General features: G+C 73.1%; 14 protein-coding genes. 7 read left to right on the top strand and 7 right to left on the bottom strand.

Annotated features, from left to right (window positions below; translation table 11 throughout):
• The first annotated feature begins 8 nt into the window (after nucleotides 1-8).
• Entirely contained in the window at nucleotides 9-503 is a 495-nt protein-coding gene (locus tag OM076_RS05925; protein ID WP_270038564.1) for an anthrone oxygenase family protein, read from the top strand.
• Between the two features lie 4 nt (nucleotides 504-507).
• Here the strand turns inward: OM076_RS05925 and OM076_RS05920 are convergent, their stop codons facing one another.
• Complete coding sequence (locus OM076_RS05920) at nucleotides 508-2040, bottom strand: hybrid sensor histidine kinase/response regulator (protein ID WP_270038563.1); 1533 nt, start codon at nucleotides 2038-2040, stop codon at nucleotides 508-510.
• A 53-nt stretch (nucleotides 2041-2093) separates the two neighbouring features.
• Between OM076_RS05920 and OM076_RS05915 the strand changes: the two genes are divergently transcribed.
• Nucleotides 2094-2459 carry a hypothetical protein gene (locus OM076_RS05915; RefSeq protein WP_270038562.1) on the top strand — a complete coding sequence of 122 codons (366 nt, stop codon included), beginning with the start codon at nucleotides 2094-2096 and terminating at the stop codon, nucleotides 2457-2459.
• A 446-nt stretch (nucleotides 2460-2905) separates the two neighbouring features.
• The gene (locus tag OM076_RS05910) at nucleotides 2906-3586 is read left to right on the top strand and encodes a lysozyme (RefSeq protein ID WP_270038561.1); all 681 of its coding nucleotides are present in this window, start codon (nucleotides 2906-2908) and stop codon (nucleotides 3584-3586) included.
• Between the two features lie 370 nt (nucleotides 3587-3956).
• Here OM076_RS05910 and OM076_RS05905 read toward each other — a convergent pair whose 3' ends face one another.
• Complete coding sequence (locus tag OM076_RS05905; protein WP_270038560.1) at nucleotides 3957-4439, bottom strand: hypothetical protein; 483 nt, start codon at nucleotides 4437-4439, stop codon at nucleotides 3957-3959.
• A 230-nt stretch (nucleotides 4440-4669) separates the two neighbouring features.
• Between OM076_RS05905 and OM076_RS05900 the strand changes: the two genes are divergently transcribed.
• Nucleotides 4670-5551 (top strand): sugar phosphate isomerase/epimerase family protein, encoded by an 882-nt coding sequence (locus tag OM076_RS05900; protein WP_270038559.1) that lies wholly within the window; start codon nucleotides 4670-4672, stop codon nucleotides 5549-5551.
• 102 nt (nucleotides 5552-5653) lie between these two features.
• Here the strand turns inward: OM076_RS05900 and OM076_RS05895 are convergent, their stop codons facing one another.
• From OM076_RS05895 to OM076_RS05885, 3 genes are read right to left on the bottom strand one after another with little or no spacing between them, the layout of a single operon-like run.
• The gene (locus OM076_RS05895) at nucleotides 5654-7474 is read right to left on the bottom strand and encodes a thiamine pyrophosphate-dependent enzyme (protein ID WP_270038558.1); all 1821 of its coding nucleotides are present in this window, start codon (nucleotides 7472-7474) and stop codon (nucleotides 5654-5656) included.
• Complete coding sequence (locus OM076_RS05890) at nucleotides 7471-8439, bottom strand: phosphoglycerate dehydrogenase (protein ID WP_270038557.1); 969 nt, start codon at nucleotides 8437-8439, stop codon at nucleotides 7471-7473. The genes OM076_RS05895 and OM076_RS05890 overlap by 4 nt, the downstream gene beginning before the upstream one ends.
• Before the next feature lie 54 nt (nucleotides 8440-8493).
• The gene (locus OM076_RS05885; RefSeq protein ID WP_270038699.1) at nucleotides 8494-9231 is read right to left on the bottom strand and encodes an SDR family NAD(P)-dependent oxidoreductase; all 738 of its coding nucleotides are present in this window, start codon (nucleotides 9229-9231) and stop codon (nucleotides 8494-8496) included.
• A 30-nt stretch (nucleotides 9232-9261) separates the two neighbouring features.
• Between OM076_RS05885 and OM076_RS05880 the strand changes: the two genes are divergently transcribed.
• Entirely contained in the window at nucleotides 9262-10110 is an 849-nt protein-coding gene (locus tag OM076_RS05880; protein ID WP_270038556.1) for an SMP-30/gluconolactonase/LRE family protein, read from the top strand.
• A 5-nt stretch (nucleotides 10111-10115) separates the two neighbouring features.
• On the opposite strand, the gene OM076_RS05875 is transcribed toward OM076_RS05880, so the two are convergent.
• Nucleotides 10116-10862, bottom strand: a complete 747-nt coding sequence (locus OM076_RS05875) for a FadR/GntR family transcriptional regulator (protein ID WP_270038555.1) — start codon at nucleotides 10860-10862, stop codon at nucleotides 10116-10118.
• A 55-nt stretch (nucleotides 10863-10917) separates the two neighbouring features.
• Here OM076_RS05875 and OM076_RS05870 point away from each other — a divergent pair, with 55 nt between their 5' ends.
• Together OM076_RS05870 and OM076_RS45880 are read left to right on the top strand one after the other, a co-directional pair.
• A complete protein-coding gene (locus tag OM076_RS05870; protein WP_270038554.1) occupies nucleotides 10918-11409 on the top strand; it encodes a MarR family winged helix-turn-helix transcriptional regulator in 492 nt (163 codons plus the stop codon).
• A gap of 188 nt (nucleotides 11410-11597) precedes the next feature.
• A complete protein-coding gene (locus OM076_RS45880) occupies nucleotides 11598-14345 on the top strand; it encodes an amidase family protein (RefSeq protein WP_270038553.1) in 2748 nt (915 codons plus the stop codon).
• Here OM076_RS45880 and OM076_RS05860 read toward each other — a convergent pair.
• Complete coding sequence (locus tag OM076_RS05860) at nucleotides 14320-15432, bottom strand: hypothetical protein (RefSeq protein ID WP_270038552.1); 1113 nt, start codon at nucleotides 15430-15432, stop codon at nucleotides 14320-14322. The two genes, OM076_RS45880 and OM076_RS05860, sit on opposite strands and share 26 nt — an antisense overlap.
• Nucleotides 15433-15434: the final 2 nt, after the last annotated feature.

Here is a 15434-nt window from a genome sequence, read left to right as displayed (position 1 = left end):
TTCCATGCATGAACACGCTTCGTGCTGTGTCGCTCCTGGGAGCGACCCTCACCATGGGACTCGCCACCGGCGCCTTCGCCCTATACGCGCACACGATCATGCCCGGGCTGAAGGAGACCGACGACCGCACGTTCGTGGCCGCGTTCCAGTCGATCGACCGAGCCATCATCAACCCGTGGTTCATGTCCAGCGCGTTCATCGGCGCGCTGCTGCTCACACTCGCCGCGGTGCTCACGAACCTCGGCCGCGACCCGCTCCCATGGGTCGCGGCGGCGCTGGTGCTCTATCTCGTCGCGGTCGTGACCACGCTCGCGGTCAATGTGCCGCTCAACGATGCGATCAAGGCCGCCGGCGACCCTGATCGCATCGGCGACCTGGCCGCGGTCCGCGAGCGCTTCCATGCATCCCGCTGGGCGGCGTGGAACCTCGTGCGCACGCTCGCCTCGGCCGGCGCGTTCGTCTGCCTGACCTGGGCGCTGGTCGTCTACGGGCGGACGTCCTGACGGGTCAGCGGCCGGCGAGGAAGCGCGCCGGAAGCACGTCGGCGATCGCGGACACGAGCGCGTCGGGCGTGAACGGCTTGCGCAGCAGCGGCCCGTCGTCCGGGCGCTCGACGTCGCTGCCGTCGCCCGAGAAGTAGACCAGTGGCAGGCCAGGGCGGTCGCTGCGCAGGCGGCGGGCGAGCTCGATGCCCGACATCGCCGGCATGACGATGTCGGTGAGGACGACGTCGATGGCGTCCTCATGATCGACGAGCGCGGCGAGCGCGTCCGGGCCGTTGGCGGCGCTGATCACGCGCGCGTCGTGGTGTTCGAGCACGTGGGTGACGAGGTCGCGCACCGTCGGCTCGTCGTCGACGACGAGGACCGTCACGCCGCGCAGGCTCCCGGCCTCTTGATCGGCTGCCCGCTCGTCGTCGGCCGCGGTCTGCGTCAGCGGGAGCTCGATCGTGAAGCGGGTGCCGGCGCCGGGGGTCGAATCGAGGTCGATCTTCCCGCCGGCGCGGTCGACGATGCCGTAGACGATCGAGAGGCCGAGACCGGTGCCCGTCCCTTCGCCCTTGGTCGTGAAGAACGGGTCGAACGCGTGCTCCGCGACGTCCGCCGGCATGCCCTCCCCCGTGTCCGCGACCGTGAGCCGCATGCGCTCGCCCGCGACCGCGGTCTGGATCAGCAGCGTGCCGCCGGCGGGCATCGCGTCGCGGGCATTGAGCGTGAGGTTGAGCAGGATCTGCTCGATCCGCCCGCGCCCGAGGGCGACGATCGACGCGGCGGGCGTCAGCTCGATCCGGACGTCGACACCGTCGCTCGCGGCGCGCCGGAGCAGCGTCTCGCAGCCCTCGATCGCGCGGTTGACGTCGCTGGACTGCTCCTCGCGCTGGGAGCCGCGGCTGAACATCAGCATCTGACGGGTCAGCTCCGCGCCGCGCTCCGCGGCCGCCACGATCTCGCCGGCCTCGGCACGGAGCGCGGGTCGTTCGGCGAGCTGGCGGTCCAGCAGGCGCGCGTAGCCGCCGATCACGACCAGCAGGTTGTTGAAGTCGTGCGCGACCCCGCCGGCGAGCTGCCCGAGCCCGTTGAGGCGCTGGCTGCGCTCGAGCTGTTCGCGCAGCCGCTCGCTCTCGGCCTCCAGGCGGGCGTCCTCCTTGGTCATCAGGCGCAGGTCGAGCTTGAACCACGCGATGATGGCGAACGTGGTGCCGCCGATGACCTGCGCGACGTGCGGCAGCAGGTGCGCCCACTCGTGCCCGCGCACGAGCTCCGGTACCGCGAGCACGTGCTCCGCGAGGGCGATGTGCGTCATCGCGCAGCCGACGAAGAACGCGGCGGCGCCGTACTGCGCGGCACGGATCAGCCCGCTGTCGCGATCCGCGAGGCGCGCCAGCTTCGGGACGACGTACACGCCGATGAAGCCGTAGAGCACAGCGACGGCGAGCGCGAACACCGCGATGAGATGCAGCAGCAAAAGACCCCTGTCGACGTCGTCCCTGGCGACAGCGTAGAGGCAGATGTTGATCGCGCGAACGATCGATCGGCGCACGCCAACCTGACGCTCATCGGTCCGCCGATACGTAGGGGAACATACGTTCGCATATGACCAGCGACGGATCGCCCTACACCCGCCTCAGGCGCGCCATCCAGGCCGGCAACCTGGCCGTCATCAACGCGACGGCCGCGGAGCTCGGCTCCGTCACCCTGCGTGATGCGCTCGGGATCCTGCTCGTGATCGAGGCCAAGGACGACGAGCGTTTCGAGCGCGCAGCGGTGCGCTGGGCGGGGCGGCTCGCGCTCGAGGCGCCGGACCTCGAGCTGCCCGAGCTCGCGGGCGCGCTCGAGTCGTTGCACGCGCTGCCGGACGAGCACGCGCAGCGGACGCTGCTCGCCCTGGCCGAGCGCGCCATCCCCGCCGCTCCCCGGCACAAACGACCGCGTGAATCCCGCAACGTGCGAACTTCTTGACCCGGCCGATAGCGTCGTTGTGCCAAATGACGACACTCGTCAGAGAAGACAGCGCGCTGGTCGTGCGCTGTGACGAATGCCGCCGCCTGTGGCCGATCACCACGTCGCGATTGGAACACTCGCGGTGGTCTTACGACCCCGTGCACGACCTCCATACCTGCCCCGCCTGCGTGGACCCGCACGGCCCGCTCGCGGGCGACTGACCGGACACTCCACGCCGGCGCGCGGCGTTCGGATTGCTTTACCCACTTGCCCGTGGGCGGCTGATCTGCGCAGAATCGTTCCAGTTCTTGGTCTCCTGACTCTCTGAGGAGGTATGGAATGGCAGCTCACCCGCCGGCAGAGCCCGAAGCAGCGCCCGAGGACCTGGTGCCTGACGCTGAGGAAGACGCGGACGAGGAGCCCGAGCCCGACTCGCGCCTCACCCCCGACACACCGCCCGAGTCATGAACGTCAGCCCTGCGGGCGTCACGCTGATCAAGGAGTTCGAGGGCTTCCCGCACGGCGGCCGGCCCTACCGCGACATGGTCGGCGTGTGGACGATCGGCTACGGCCACACCGAGGGCGTCGGCCCCAACAGCCCGGCGATCTCCGAGAAGCAGGCCAGCGAACTGCTGCGCCGCGATCTCGACAGGAAGTACGGGCCGGCGATCGACGGCCTCGGGCTCAGGCTCGGCCAGCACCAGTACGACGCGCTGGTGTCCTTCGTCTACAACTGCGGCCCTGGCGCGGTCTCGCAGCAGACGCAGATCGGCCGCGCGCTACGGCGCGGTGACTGGCCCGGCGCCGCCAACTGCCTCCTGATGTGGGACAAGGCCGGCGGCAGGAGCGTCCTCGGCCTGACCCGTCGCCGGACCGCCGAGCGCGCGCTCTTCCTCGACAGCGACGACGACCCGCTGTCCGGCTACACCGACAACGAGCGCAGCTGGATTCGCGAATACGACAAGCTCGTCCGCCGCGACGGCGACGTCGCGCGCCGCCGGGCGTTGCGGGAGAAGATGACCGCGCAGCGCAAGCGGATCTGGCGCGCCGCCCAGCCGAAGGCGCAAGGCGGCGACGGCCAGGGCTGGGACCACGGCGAACGCCGCGCGCGCTACCGGTCCCTGAAGGCGCGCACCAAGGACTAGAGCGGCCGCGTCGTCTGCGTGTCCCGCTGGCGGGACACGCGGGCGCTCGACCGCGACGACGACGGCGCGGCCTGCGAGGGCTGACGCACCGCCACGCGCCACGGGCCCGCGGCCCCGCCCACCGACGCGGCCCGCAGGCCCGCCCGCCGACGCGGGTCGGCGAGACGCGCCGGGAGAGCGGTGGTCGCGGTTGGGCCGTGCGTCTGCGGGGGGTGCCTCGCCTAACTCTCGCTGGGCGATACCTAGATCAGGCAGCCCCGAGCAGCAACGTCCGCCCCCGCCTCGCGGCAGCGGCTAGACGAGCGCCTGCTTCCGTCCGCGCTTCGCCCACCTCGCGCAGCCTTGTGGGTCCCGACGACCCGCGCGCGGGTCACCACGCGTGGACCGGGTCCGCTCCCGGCTCGAAGCAGAACGCCTCGACCGCCTGGCATTCGAGCGAGGTCGTGATCCAGGCGGCGGCGGCTTCCAGTTCGCGCTCGCAGGCCGCGACCCACGGTACGCCCGGCTCGCCCTCCCCCAGCCGCGCGTGTGCCGCGGCCACCGCGCTGGTCAGGCAGCCGCCGACCAGCTCGAGCACGAGCCCGGCGGGGCCGGTGAGCGTGAAGGGCTCCGTGGCGGAGGACGGGAGCCCGGCGCGCACTCGGGCCAAGACGCGGAGTTCCTCTCGAACACGGGCCGCGTCATCCGCGGGGTCGCTGCCGGCTCGTTCGAGCGCTGCGGTCCGCACCGTGAGCTGCTCGAGCAGACCCGGACGCTGCACGGCGTCCAGTTCGACCCGCAACACGTCACACACCCCGAGTCCGCGGACACCGCCCGCAAGACGAGCCACACCGGCGATACGGTCTACCTGCATAGGAGTACGGCCTCCTGTGCCGGCCCCGGGGCGTTGGCGCGTCGCCGGGGCACTCTTTTCGTTGTCGGGAGGAACACTAAAGGCCGGGGCGGCGGAACCGGAAGCCGCCCGCACGCGCGTCGATCAGCACGACGACACACCGCCCTCCCGTACGTAAAGCGGGTCCCGAACAGCGGCACCCGCGCGGCGCGGGTCACGCGGGTACAGACACTTAATGATTCAATCTCTTCGTGTCCACGCTGAGCCTGGCCGGAGGACCGGTTTCCTGGGGTGTCGACTTCGCTGACGCGACCGGCAACCCGCCCTACACGGAGGTGCTCGACGGGGTGGCGAGCAGCGGCCTGCGGTGGGTCGAGCTGGGCCCCGTCGGCTACCTGCCGCGTGACCCGGGCGAGGCGCGGGCCGCCCTCGCGGCTCGCGACCTGGCCGCCGTCGGCACGTTCGTGTTCGACGATTTCCACCGCCCCGACGCCGCCGGGCGGGTGCTCGACGCCGTCGACGCCGCGCTGGACGCGATCGTCGAGACCGGCGGAGCCCTCCTCGTCCTCATCGACCGCCCGGGCGAGGAGCGAGCGGGCACAGCGGGCCGCGCAACGCTCGCGCCGCGACTCCCTGATGCCGACTGGGCGCGGATGATCGACCTCCTCCGACGCAGCGCCGATCGCGCGACCGCACGCGGCGTCCGCCCGGTCGTCCACCCGCACGCAGGCGGCTTCATCGAGTTCGAGGACGAGGTCGAACGGCTGCTCGCCGCCACAGAACGCGATGAGCTGGGCCTCTGCCTCGACACCGGCCACGCGCTCTACGCGGGCGGCGATCCCGCCGAGCTGGTCCGGCGCTACGGCCGGCGCGTCGAGCACCTGCACCTCAAGGACGTCGCCGCCACGGTGCGGACGCGAGAGCTCGGCTTCTGGGAAGCGATCGCCGCAGGGATCTTCTGCCCCGTCGGGGACGGACTGCTCGACCTCGACGCCCTCCGCACCGCACTCGACGAAACCGGCTACGACGGGTTCGCCACGGTGGAGCAGGACCGCCGGCCGGGCAGCGCCGGCGACCCCGCACACGACCTGCGCCGCAGCGTGACGAGGCTGCGCGCCGCCGGCCTTGGGTGAGCCGGCCGGCGGCGCGCGGACACCGCACCCGCGAGTGATGGCTTGGTAAGTCAGAGGCTTACCAAGCGATCACGAGGCTGCGCGCGCCGAGCCTCCCGTGAGTCAGGCGAAGCGCCGCTGACCCGCGGCACCGCGGGCCGCGAGCGCGCGGGCGATGCGCCGGGTCGCGCCGCCGTCCGTCGCGACTTCGGGCACGCCGAGGTCCCAGAACGCCCCTGAGGCGGGGATGTCGCCGTCCGCGACCGGGCAGTGGATGACGGTGGTCACGTCTCCCGCGCGAGCCTCCCGCAACGCCGCCGCGAGCGACCGCTCGTCCCCAGCACGGACGCCGCGGCACCCGAGGGACGCCGCCAGCGCGGCGTAGTCGACGGCAAGCAGCGCTCCGTCGCGACCGACGAAGCGGTTGCCGAGGCTGACGCCGGTGGTGTCGCGCGCGAGGGCGTCGATCGAGCCGAACCCGGCGTTGTCCACCACGACCAGCGTGACCTTCAGACCCTCCTGCACCGCGGTCAGCAGCTCGCCTGGTGCCATCAGCAGGCTGCCGTCGCCGACGATGACGAAGACCTCGCCGTCCGGCCCCTCGTGCAGGCGGATTCCGAGCGCCGATGGGAGCTCGTGACCCATGCACGAGAAGCCGAACTCGAGGTGGGCATGGCCGCCAACGGGGACCTTCCAGAGCTTGAGCAGATCACCGGGTGACCAGCCCGCCGCGGCCACGACCCAGTCGCCCGCGCTGGCGTCGGCGTTGACCGTCTCGTAGACCGCGCGCCGGGAGAAGCCCGCCGGACGCGAGGCGACGTCCACACTCCAAGCCGCCTGAGCCGCCACGACATCCGCTCGCGAGGCCGCGCGCGCCACGCCGGCGGACAGCGCCTCGAGCGCGAGCCGCGCATCGGCCACCAGCGGGGTCGCCCCGAGCTTCATCGCATCCGCCGCGCACACGTTGATCCCGATGAAGCGCACCGACGGATCCGCGAACAGCGACAGCGAGCCGGTCGTGAAGTCCGTCAGCCGCGTCCCGACGCACACCACCAGATCGGCCTGCGCGGCGACCTGCCGCGCGGCGCCGGTGCCGTTGACGCCGATGCCGCCGAGGTTGAGCGGATCCGGCGCCATCACCCCCTTGCCGGCCGACGTCTCCGCGACCGGGATGCCGTGCGCGCGAGAGAACGAAGCCAGCGCCGCCTCGGCCTCCGAGTAGCGCACGCCGCCACCCGCGATCACCAGCGGGCGGCGGGCGGCGCGCAGCAGGGAGCGGACCTCGGAAAGCTCCTCTTCCGCGGGCGGGCGCCGGCTCACGACCCACGTCCGCGGCGCGAAGAACGTCGACGGCCACGCGAACGCCTCGCCGAGCACGTCCTGGTGCAACGCGACGGTGACCGCCCCGGTCTCGGCCGGATCGAGCAGCACCCGCAGCGCGCGAGGAAGGGCGGTGAGCAGCTGTTCCGGCCGCGCGACGCGGTCGAAGTGGCGACTCAGCGGGCGAAACGCGTCGTTGACCGTCAGGTCGCCGCCGGCCGGGTCCTCGAGCTCTTGCAGCACCACCCCGCTGCGCCGCGAGGCGAACGTGTCCGCCGGCAGGAGCAACACCGGCAGGCGGTTGACGGTCGCCGTCGCCGCGCCGGTCAACAGATTCGTCGCGCCCGGGCCGATCGACGCCGTGCACGCGTGCAGCTGCAGCCGGCGCGCCGCCTTCGCGAAGCCCAGTGCGGAGTGCACCATCGACTGCTCGTGCTTGGGCGCATACAGCGGCAGGTCCTCCCCTTCCTGCGCCAGCGCCTGACCGAGACCGAGCACGTTGCCGTGCCCGAAGATCCCCCACACGGCGGGAACCGCGCGCCGGCGGACGCCGTCGCGCGAGGAATACTGCGCCGAAAGCCAGCGCACGAGCGCCTGGCCGGTCGTGAGCCGGACGTCGCTCATGCCGGCGTCACCAGATCCGCGCCGACCCGGCCCGCCGGCTCGCGCCCGCCGAGGACGGCCAGGACGTCGTCGGTCGCGCGGCGCGTCATCTCCCGCACCGACGGCTCGCTGAGCCCGGCGACGTGCGGCGTCAGGACGACGTTGTCGAGCGCACTCAAGCGCGTCCTGCCGGGCGGCTCGACGGTCAGGACGTCCAGCGCCGCGGCCCGCAGGCCGCCGCCTTCGAGGGCGTCTGCGAGCGCCTCCTCGTCGACCAGCGCTCCGCGGGCGGTGTTGACGAGCACGGCGTGCGGCCGCAGGAGCGCCAGGCGCCGCCGGTCGAGCAGGCCGCGCGTGGACGCCGTCAGCGGGAGGTGCAAAGACACGACGTCGCTCGTGGCGAGCAGTTCGTCGAGCGCCACCCGCTGCACGCCCGGCACATGGCCGAGGAGCGGGTCGCAGACGAGCACGTGTACGCCGAACCCGCTCAGCCGGCGCCGGACCTGCCGTCCGATCGCGCCGTACCCGACCAGCCCGACGGTGGCGCCGCCGAGCTCCCACCCCGTCGCCGAGCCCGTGCGCTCCCACCCACCACCGCGGATCGCGCGGTCGTGCTGGGCGACCCGCCGCACGGCGGCGAGCATCAGCGCGATCGTGTGATCGGCGGTGCTGGCGGTGTTGGCGCCCGGGGTCGTGCAGACCGCGACGCGGTTGCGGGCCGCGACCTCGAGGTCGATCGAGTCGGTCCCGACCCCGACGCGCGCGATCACCCGCAACTGGCTCGCCGCCTCGAGCACCGGCGCATCGAACGGGTCGGTCGAGACGATCGCCGCGGCGACGCCGTCGACCAGACGGAGCATCTCGTCGCTCGTCCGCCGGGTGCGCTTCGGCGCGACCCGCAGATCGTGCCCGGCGGCGGTCAGCCGCCGGCCGGTGAGCGGGCCGTCGGGCTCGAAGTCCGGCCAGGTGATGAGGATCGTCGCCACACGATTGATCCAATCACTCGATGACTTCGGAGGCCAGGCACAAAACCGTCCGCCTCAACCGGCGCGGCGGGCGGTGAGGCCGCCGTCCACGTACAGGGTCGCGCCGGTCACGTAGCTCGCGTCGGCGGACGCCAGGAACGCGATCGTCGCGGCGATCTCGGCCGGCGCCGCGATCCGGCCGAGCGCGACGCCGGCGACCATCGCCCGCTCGGCGGCGCCCGGATCGGCCGAGCGGGCCATGCTCTCGCGCACGAGGCGGGTGTCGGTGAAGCCGGGGCACACGCAGTTCACGCGGATCCCGGAGGAGCCGAGGTCGAGCGCGAGGCTGCGGGTCAACCCGGTCAGGCCCGCCTTCGCGGCCGCGTAGGGGAAGAAGCCCTCGAGGGTCACGGCGGCGTGGATCGACGAGACGTTGACGATCGCGCCTCCCCCGCTCGCGCGCATGAACGGAAGCACGTGCTTGACGCACAGCCAGGCCGACTTGAGATCGACGCCGAAGAACGCGTCCCACTCGGCCTCGGTCATGGTCGCGGCGTCGAAGTTCGCGTTGCGGCCGGCGTTGTTGACCAGCACCGCCGGTGGGCCGAGCCGGGAGACGCACGCGTCGACGAGCCGCGCCACGTCGGCCTCCGCCGCGACGTCGGCGCGGTGGAAGAACGCCCGATCTCCGAGCGCCCGCTCGACGGCCGCACCCGCCTCGCCGTCACGCCCGCAGAAGCAGACCGACAGGCCGTCCGCGAGCAGGCGCTCGACGGTTGCGCGGCCGATCCCGCGCGTTCCTCCGGTGACGATCGCGACAGAAGAGATATAATCACTCTATCAATGCACATCGAGATCGCCGTCCCCGCCGCCGACGAGCTCGGCGAATGCCCCGTGTGGCTCCACGCCACGCAGCAGCTCCTGCGCGTCGACATCCACGCACCGGCGATCGTCCTCCGCGACGCGGGGAGCGAGCGGAGGCGCACCGTCGCGGCGCCGGTCGGGTTCGCGCTGCCCGCGGCGAGCGGAGGGATCGTCACCGGCGTCGGCCGCGAGCTCGTGTCGCTCGACGACCTCGACGCCGCGCCGCGGCTGATCGCCGCCGTCGAGCCCGGCCGCACCGCCAACCGCTTCAACGACGCCGTTTGCGATCCCCGTGGTCGGCTGTGGGCGGGGACGATGTCGACGACGCGGGTCCCGGGCACCGCCGCGCTGTACCGGCTCGAACCTGGCGGCATGCCCGAGGTCGCCCTCCCCGGCGTGACGATCTCCAACGGGCTCGACTTCAACCTCGACGCGACCCGCCTCTACTACGTCGACTCACCCGCCCAGCGGATCGACGCGATCGACTTCGACGTCGACCGCGGGCGGCTCGGCGCCCGGCGGCCGTTCGCGCGCATCGAGCCCGAGGACGGCTTGCCCGACGGGCTCTGCGTCGATGCCGACGGCGGCGTCTGGCTCGCGCTGTTCGGCGGCGGGGCGCTCCGCCGCTACACCCCCGGCGGCGTGCTCGAGGACCACATCGAGCTCCCCGTGACCAACCCGACCTGCCCGGCGTTCGGCGGGCCGGACCTCAGCACGCTGTATGTGACATCGGCGCGGTATCGGCTGGCCGCCCCCGAGCCGCTCGCCGGCTCGCTTCTACGACTGCGACCGGGCGTGTCCGGTCGCCCGACCCACGCGTTCGGATGATGAGCTCAGGCCGCGGAGCGAGCCACTTGCCGGGCGTGCTCGTGCAGGTAGCTCTCGACCGTGTCGAGGTGGGCGCGCATCGCCGCGCGGGCCGCGTCGGGATTCCCCTCGCGCACCGCGACGAGGATCGCCTCGTGCTCGGGCAGCGCGCGGGTGCGGCGATACGCGGGCCGCGCGAGCGGGTAGCGCGCGACCAGCAACGCGGTGTCGACGCGGCGCACGAGCGTGAGCAGCGCGAGGTTCCCCGTAGCGTGCACGAGCTGGGTGTGGAACGCGACGTCCGCCGCGTGGTAGGCGGCTTCCTGAGCGGCGGCGCCCTTGGTCGCGAGCGCGGCCTTCATCTCCTCGAAGCGCGCCTCGAGCGCGGCCACGTCGTCGGCCGTCGCCCGCTCGGCGGCGAACCCGGCGGCTTCGATCTCGACGATCCGGCGGCACTCGATGTACTCGCCCAGCAGCGCGACCGCGCCCGGGCCGGCCAGCGACGCCGCGATGACATCGGGATCGAAGAGGTCCCAGTCCTCGCGCGGGTTGACGGTCGTCTTGCTCCCGTGGCGAACGGTCGCCAGGCCGCGTTCCTCCAGCGCGCGCAGGCATTCGCGGGCGATCCCGCGGCTGATGCCGAAGCGCTCGGCGACGGCCACCTCGCGCGGCAACGCGTCTCCGGGCGCCAGGCGCCCGCTGACGATCTCGGCGACGAACTCCGCCATGACGTCGCGATGCAGCCTCCGGCGCTCCATTGTCCGAAGACCCAATCACACGATCATTCCCACGTCAACGACCGGCGGTAGCCTTCTAGGCCAGAACCTCATGGACGGCGATTCCAAAGCGAAGATCCACCGGTCGCTCGCCGCTCTGGAGCTGGCCGCGGTCCGCTACCGCGGCGGGGTGCGAAGACGGCTCAACGTCGGCGACGAGGAGCTGACGGCCCTGCTCTACCTCGCGCACCACGGAGGCGTTGCGCAGCGCCGGCTGGCCGAGATCACCACGCTGTCGCGCAGCGGCGCGGGCGCGATGATCCAGCGGCTGGAGCACGACGGCTTCGTCGAGCGCCACACCGACCCGGCCGACCGCCGGCTCCGCGTCGTCCACCTCTCGACGGCCGGCCGCAACCGCGTGCACGACGCCTATCGCGACTTCGGCGACGCGACCGATCGGGTCCTCGCCGCGACCGACCCCGCCGACGTGGAGCGGCTCGCGGGGCTCTTGGGCGGCCTCGCGGCCGCGGCCGAGACCACGCACGCGGTCGACCCGCCGCTCGCGCCCGCGGCGCGCGATCCGATCTGGCGCCGCTGGAGCTGAACGCCGCGGTTCGACCGTGGGTCCGAACGCGCCGCCGGTGTCTCCGACCGGCGGTCTAGAGGAGGAGCCCGTACCCGCCGATAGCGTCGCCGAGCGAGGGTCAAAAGCCGGATTCGGAGGGTCTGTTGTACGCATCTCGCTCTACGGCGCGCGCTTGGCGGCGCCGTCGCTCGAAGCTGGCCGTCGCCGTGACGGCGATCGTCGCCGCGTCGTCGTCGACGGCGTGGGGCTGGAGCACCGTGACCAACACCAACGGGGACACGTGGGCGGTCAACGACTCGCTCGTCCCCGGCCTGGACACTGGGAGCATCCACAACACGGGCACGAACTCGCTTCAGGGCTACGGCGGCATCCGCATGAAGGTCCCGGGCGCCGCGCGCCTGAACGGGATCCTCCTGCGCGGGTTCGGGCTGACGCCCGACAGCGCGACCGCGTTCTCGAGCAAGGCGGCGGTCCAGATCGGCGGCGTCGCGGTCAAGCGCTCGCTGCTGTTCAACACCACCGACAGCTGGGCGCGCTTCCTCGACTCCTTCACCAACACGACGTCCGCGCCGGTGACGATCGAGGTCGCCTTCGGCGGCCAGGTGGGCTACAACACGGGCACCAACCAGAGCGCGATCGCGTCCACCTCGAGCGGTGACGCCGCGATCACCCCGGCGGACGGCTGGGCATCGTTCTACTCGCCGTCGGCGGCCGCCGGCAGCGCCACGGTCAACGGGACGAGCGCGACCGTCACGGGCACGTTCGACCGCGTCGGCGACTTCCTGCGCGACCCCTTCACGGTCGCCCTTCCCGCCACCGGCGACGAGAGCAACCACCCCGCGTTCGTCAACACGGTCACGATCCCGGCGGGCGAGACGCGCTCGCTCGCGCACTTCGTCGTCACCGGGCTGAGCGAGACGCGCACGCCGCCCGGCGGTGGCACCACGCCCGCGGCGGGCTCGCAGGTCAGCGCGGTGCAGGCCAAGGCGGCCGCGCTCGCCGCCGCCCCGCCCGTGAGTGACATCGCGACCGGCACGCTCTGCCGCGTCGTGAACTGGACCGTCCCCGCCTGCGGCGGCGCCGCGGCGCCCGCGCTCGGACCGGTCGTCGCCGATCGCGCGATCGGCGCCACGACGAGCTCGCCCTACAACGTCGTGGGCAAGTCGATCACCGAGCTGAAGGCCGACATGGCCAGCGGCGCGACGAACGCGCAGCAGATCATGCGCGCCTACCTCGACCGCATCGCCGCCTACGACAGCGGGCCGCTCGGCCTGCACTCCGTGATCGTCACCGCGCCCGACGCGATGGCGCAGGCCAAGGCCGCCGACGACGCCCGCGCAGCCGGCGACAAGCGGCCGCTGCTGGGCATCCCGATCCTGGCCAAGGACATCTTCGACACCAAGGACATGCCGACCACCGGCGGGTCGCTGGTCTTCGCCGGCTACCAGCCGAAGAAGGACGCGTGGCTGGTGGCCAAGCTGCGCGAGGCCGGGGCGATCATCATGGGCAAGGCCAACCTGGCCGAGTTCGCGACCGACGGCCACTTCTCCCCCAGTGCCTCCGGGCAGGTGTGGAACGCGTTCGATCCGTCGAAGTCGTCGATCGGCTCGTCCGGCGGGTCGGCCGTGGCGGTCGCGTCGAGCTTCGCCGCCGCCGCGCTGGGCACGCAGACCGGCGATTCGCTCTGGGGCCCGTCGAGCGCGGCGTCGCTGGTGTCGCTGCGCGGCACCGACGGCATGCAGAGCACCGACGGCGTGATGCCGCTGACCTACGTGCAGGACTACGCGGGCGTGATCAGCCGCTCGCTGCCCGACCTCGCGCTGCTGCTCAACGCCACCGCGATCGACTCCCCCGCCGACCCGCTCGACGACGTCGCCAACGGGCACCGGCCGAGTGACTGGCCGTCGTCCCTGAACGCCGGCGCGCTGCAGGGGAAAGTGATCGGCGTCCCGGCGTCGGCGTTCCTCGATCCGTTCGGGACGACCGGCACGAGCGACGCGATGCGCGCGCAGTTCGCGCACTTCGTCGAGGCGGGCGCGACGGTCAAGCCGATCAGCGACCCGCCCAACGGCCCCGCAAACACGGCGGGTGACAAGGGCTTCGAGGGCTGGCGCCAGTGGATCCTCGCCCACCCCGACAACCCGTACACCGACGTCCCGTCGATCATCCGCAGCCCGCTGCGGCTCCCGCAGTTCCGCAACACCGCCACGTACACCGGCACCGGCGCGATGACGCCCGAGCAGGTCGCCGCCTTCCAGGCCGCGCGCGCCGCGTACCGGGTCCAGCTCGCCGCATGGCTGGACGCCCAAGGCGTCGACGCCGCGGTCTTCCCGGGCCAGCTCTCAGACATCCACCTCAACGACTCGATCCAGCCGAGCTTCGGCCGTCGCGATCCGCAGGCCTCGGCCGCCGGCGTGCCGACCGTGATCTTCCCGGCCGGGGTCAACGACCACGGCCAGCCGATCAACCTGCAGCTGGAGGGCAAGGAGTTCGATGACGCGAAGCTGCTCGGCATGGCTTACGCGTTCGAGGCGAAGGCCAACGGGCACGTCGCGCCGGCGATCAGTCCGGTGCTGCCGTTCGCGACCGCGACGACCGGCACCGTCGGCGGGTCGGTCCCGGCGACGCTGTCGCTGACGCTCGGCGCTCCGGCGACCTTCGGCGCGTTCACGCCGGGCGTCGCGAAGGACTACACGGCGAACACGACCGCCAACGTCATCTCGACGGCCGGCGACGCGTCGCTCACCGTCTCCGACCCCGGTCACCTGGCCAATGGGGCGTTCACGCTGCCGTCGCCGCTGGAGGTCGCCTTCAGCAAGGCCACCTGGACGGAGCCGGTCTCCAACGACCCGGTGACGATCGCGTTCAAGCAGCACATCGGCGCCACCGACGCGCTGCGGACGGGCGCCTACTCGAAGACGCTCACGTTCACGCTGTCGACGACCACGCCGTAGTGGGTGTGCGGGCGCCGTCCTCCGGGGCGGCGTCCGGCCCCCGCGGCGCCTCGTTCCAGCGCCCGTAGGTCGGCGGCGGCGCGATCGGCGTCCGCTGCCGCCTCGCCACGACACAAGGCTTCGCGATGTCACACGCCGTCCGGCGGGCACGGAGCCGCCGCAGCGACGCGGGCGCGAGCGCGCTGACGAGCAACGCGGTCGCGAGCACGAGCAGCAGCGTGAGGAGCGACGCGCCGCCGCCGGCCGGCGCCGCGGCGGGAACCCGGGGCGCCTGAACCGCCGGAGCACCGCCGCGGGCGAGGCCGGCGACGGCAGCCTCGACCGCGCGGTCGGTGGCGACGACCTCATCGCGCGCGGCGTTGAACGCGCGGGCAGAGGTCGCGCCGGCGAGCTGGTCGTACGCCCCTTCGGAGCGCTCGAGGGCGGTCACGAGCCCGCCGCCGGCGGTGCCTGCCGCGGCGGTGTCCGCGGTGCCGGCCGTGCTGGCGCCCGCGGCACTGGCCGAAGCTGCGCCCGCGACATTGGCGAGCGGACGGAGCGCTTCAAGGGCAGTGCGGTGGGCGACGGCGAGGCGGTGCGCCAGTTCGCGCGTCGCCGGGCTCGGGGCGGCGGCGTGCGCGAGCGCGGTGCGGGCGCTCGCGCGGGTGGCGTCGAGCGTCGCGAGCACCGCCGGCGCGCGCAGGCGCAGAGCGAGGCCGGGCGCAGGAGCGAGGATCGCCGCGCCCGTGACCGAGACCGACCGCACGGCGCGTTGGCACGGTCTGGGATCGCACGAGACCCGCAGCATGCCGCGCGTCGTCGGCAGGACCGTGCCCGAGCCGGAGGACCATCCGCGGTAGCCGCCGAGCCGCGCCGGCGAGCCGCCCTCGGCGCGCAGTGACGGATCGAGCACGACGTGCATCCGGGCGGGTCCGTTCGCGAGCGTGGTCGCGTCGACCATCCGCCAATCGCCCGTCAGCCGCAACGTCGTCGCGCCGACCTGCACGGTCCGCTCAACCGTCGAGTCGTCGCCGGCCGTGGCGACCTGACCGGCGACCGCGCCGAGCAGCGCGACCGCCGCGAACACGCCGACGCCTCTCAGGAGCATCG

Source organism: Solirubrobacter ginsenosidimutans (assembly GCF_027587205.1).
Note: the sequence above shows the minus strand (reverse complement) of the source record. Positions and strands in the feature narration are given on the sequence as shown.

What these genes read in the sequence shown, in the direction of transcription:
- OM076_RS05925 (WP_270038564.1), top strand. Translation starts at nt 9, where the DNA reads ATGAACACGCTTCGTGCTGTGTCGCTCCTGGGAGCGACCCTCACCATG.
- OM076_RS05915 (WP_270038562.1), top strand. Translation starts at nt 2,094, where the DNA reads ATGACCAGCGACGGATCGCCCTACACCCGCCTCAGGCGCGCCATCCAG.
- OM076_RS05910 (WP_270038561.1), top strand. Translation starts at nt 2,906, where the DNA reads ATGAACGTCAGCCCTGCGGGCGTCACGCTGATCAAGGAGTTCGAGGGC.
- OM076_RS05905 (WP_270038560.1), bottom strand. Translation starts at nt 4,439, where the DNA reads ATGCAGGTAGACCGTATCGCCGGTGTGGCTCGTCTTGCGGGCGGTGTC.
- OM076_RS05895 (WP_270038558.1), bottom strand. Translation starts at nt 7,474, where the DNA reads ATGAGCGACGTCCGGCTCACGACCGGCCAGGCGCTCGTGCGCTGGCTT.
- OM076_RS05880 (WP_270038556.1), top strand. Translation starts at nt 9,262, where the DNA reads ATGCACATCGAGATCGCCGTCCCCGCCGCCGACGAGCTCGGCGAATGC.
- OM076_RS05870 (WP_270038554.1), top strand. Translation starts at nt 10,918, where the DNA reads ATGGACGGCGATTCCAAAGCGAAGATCCACCGGTCGCTCGCCGCTCTG.
- OM076_RS05860 (WP_270038552.1), bottom strand. Translation starts at nt 15,432, where the DNA reads ATGCTCCTGAGAGGCGTCGGCGTGTTCGCGGCGGTCGCGCTGCTCGGC.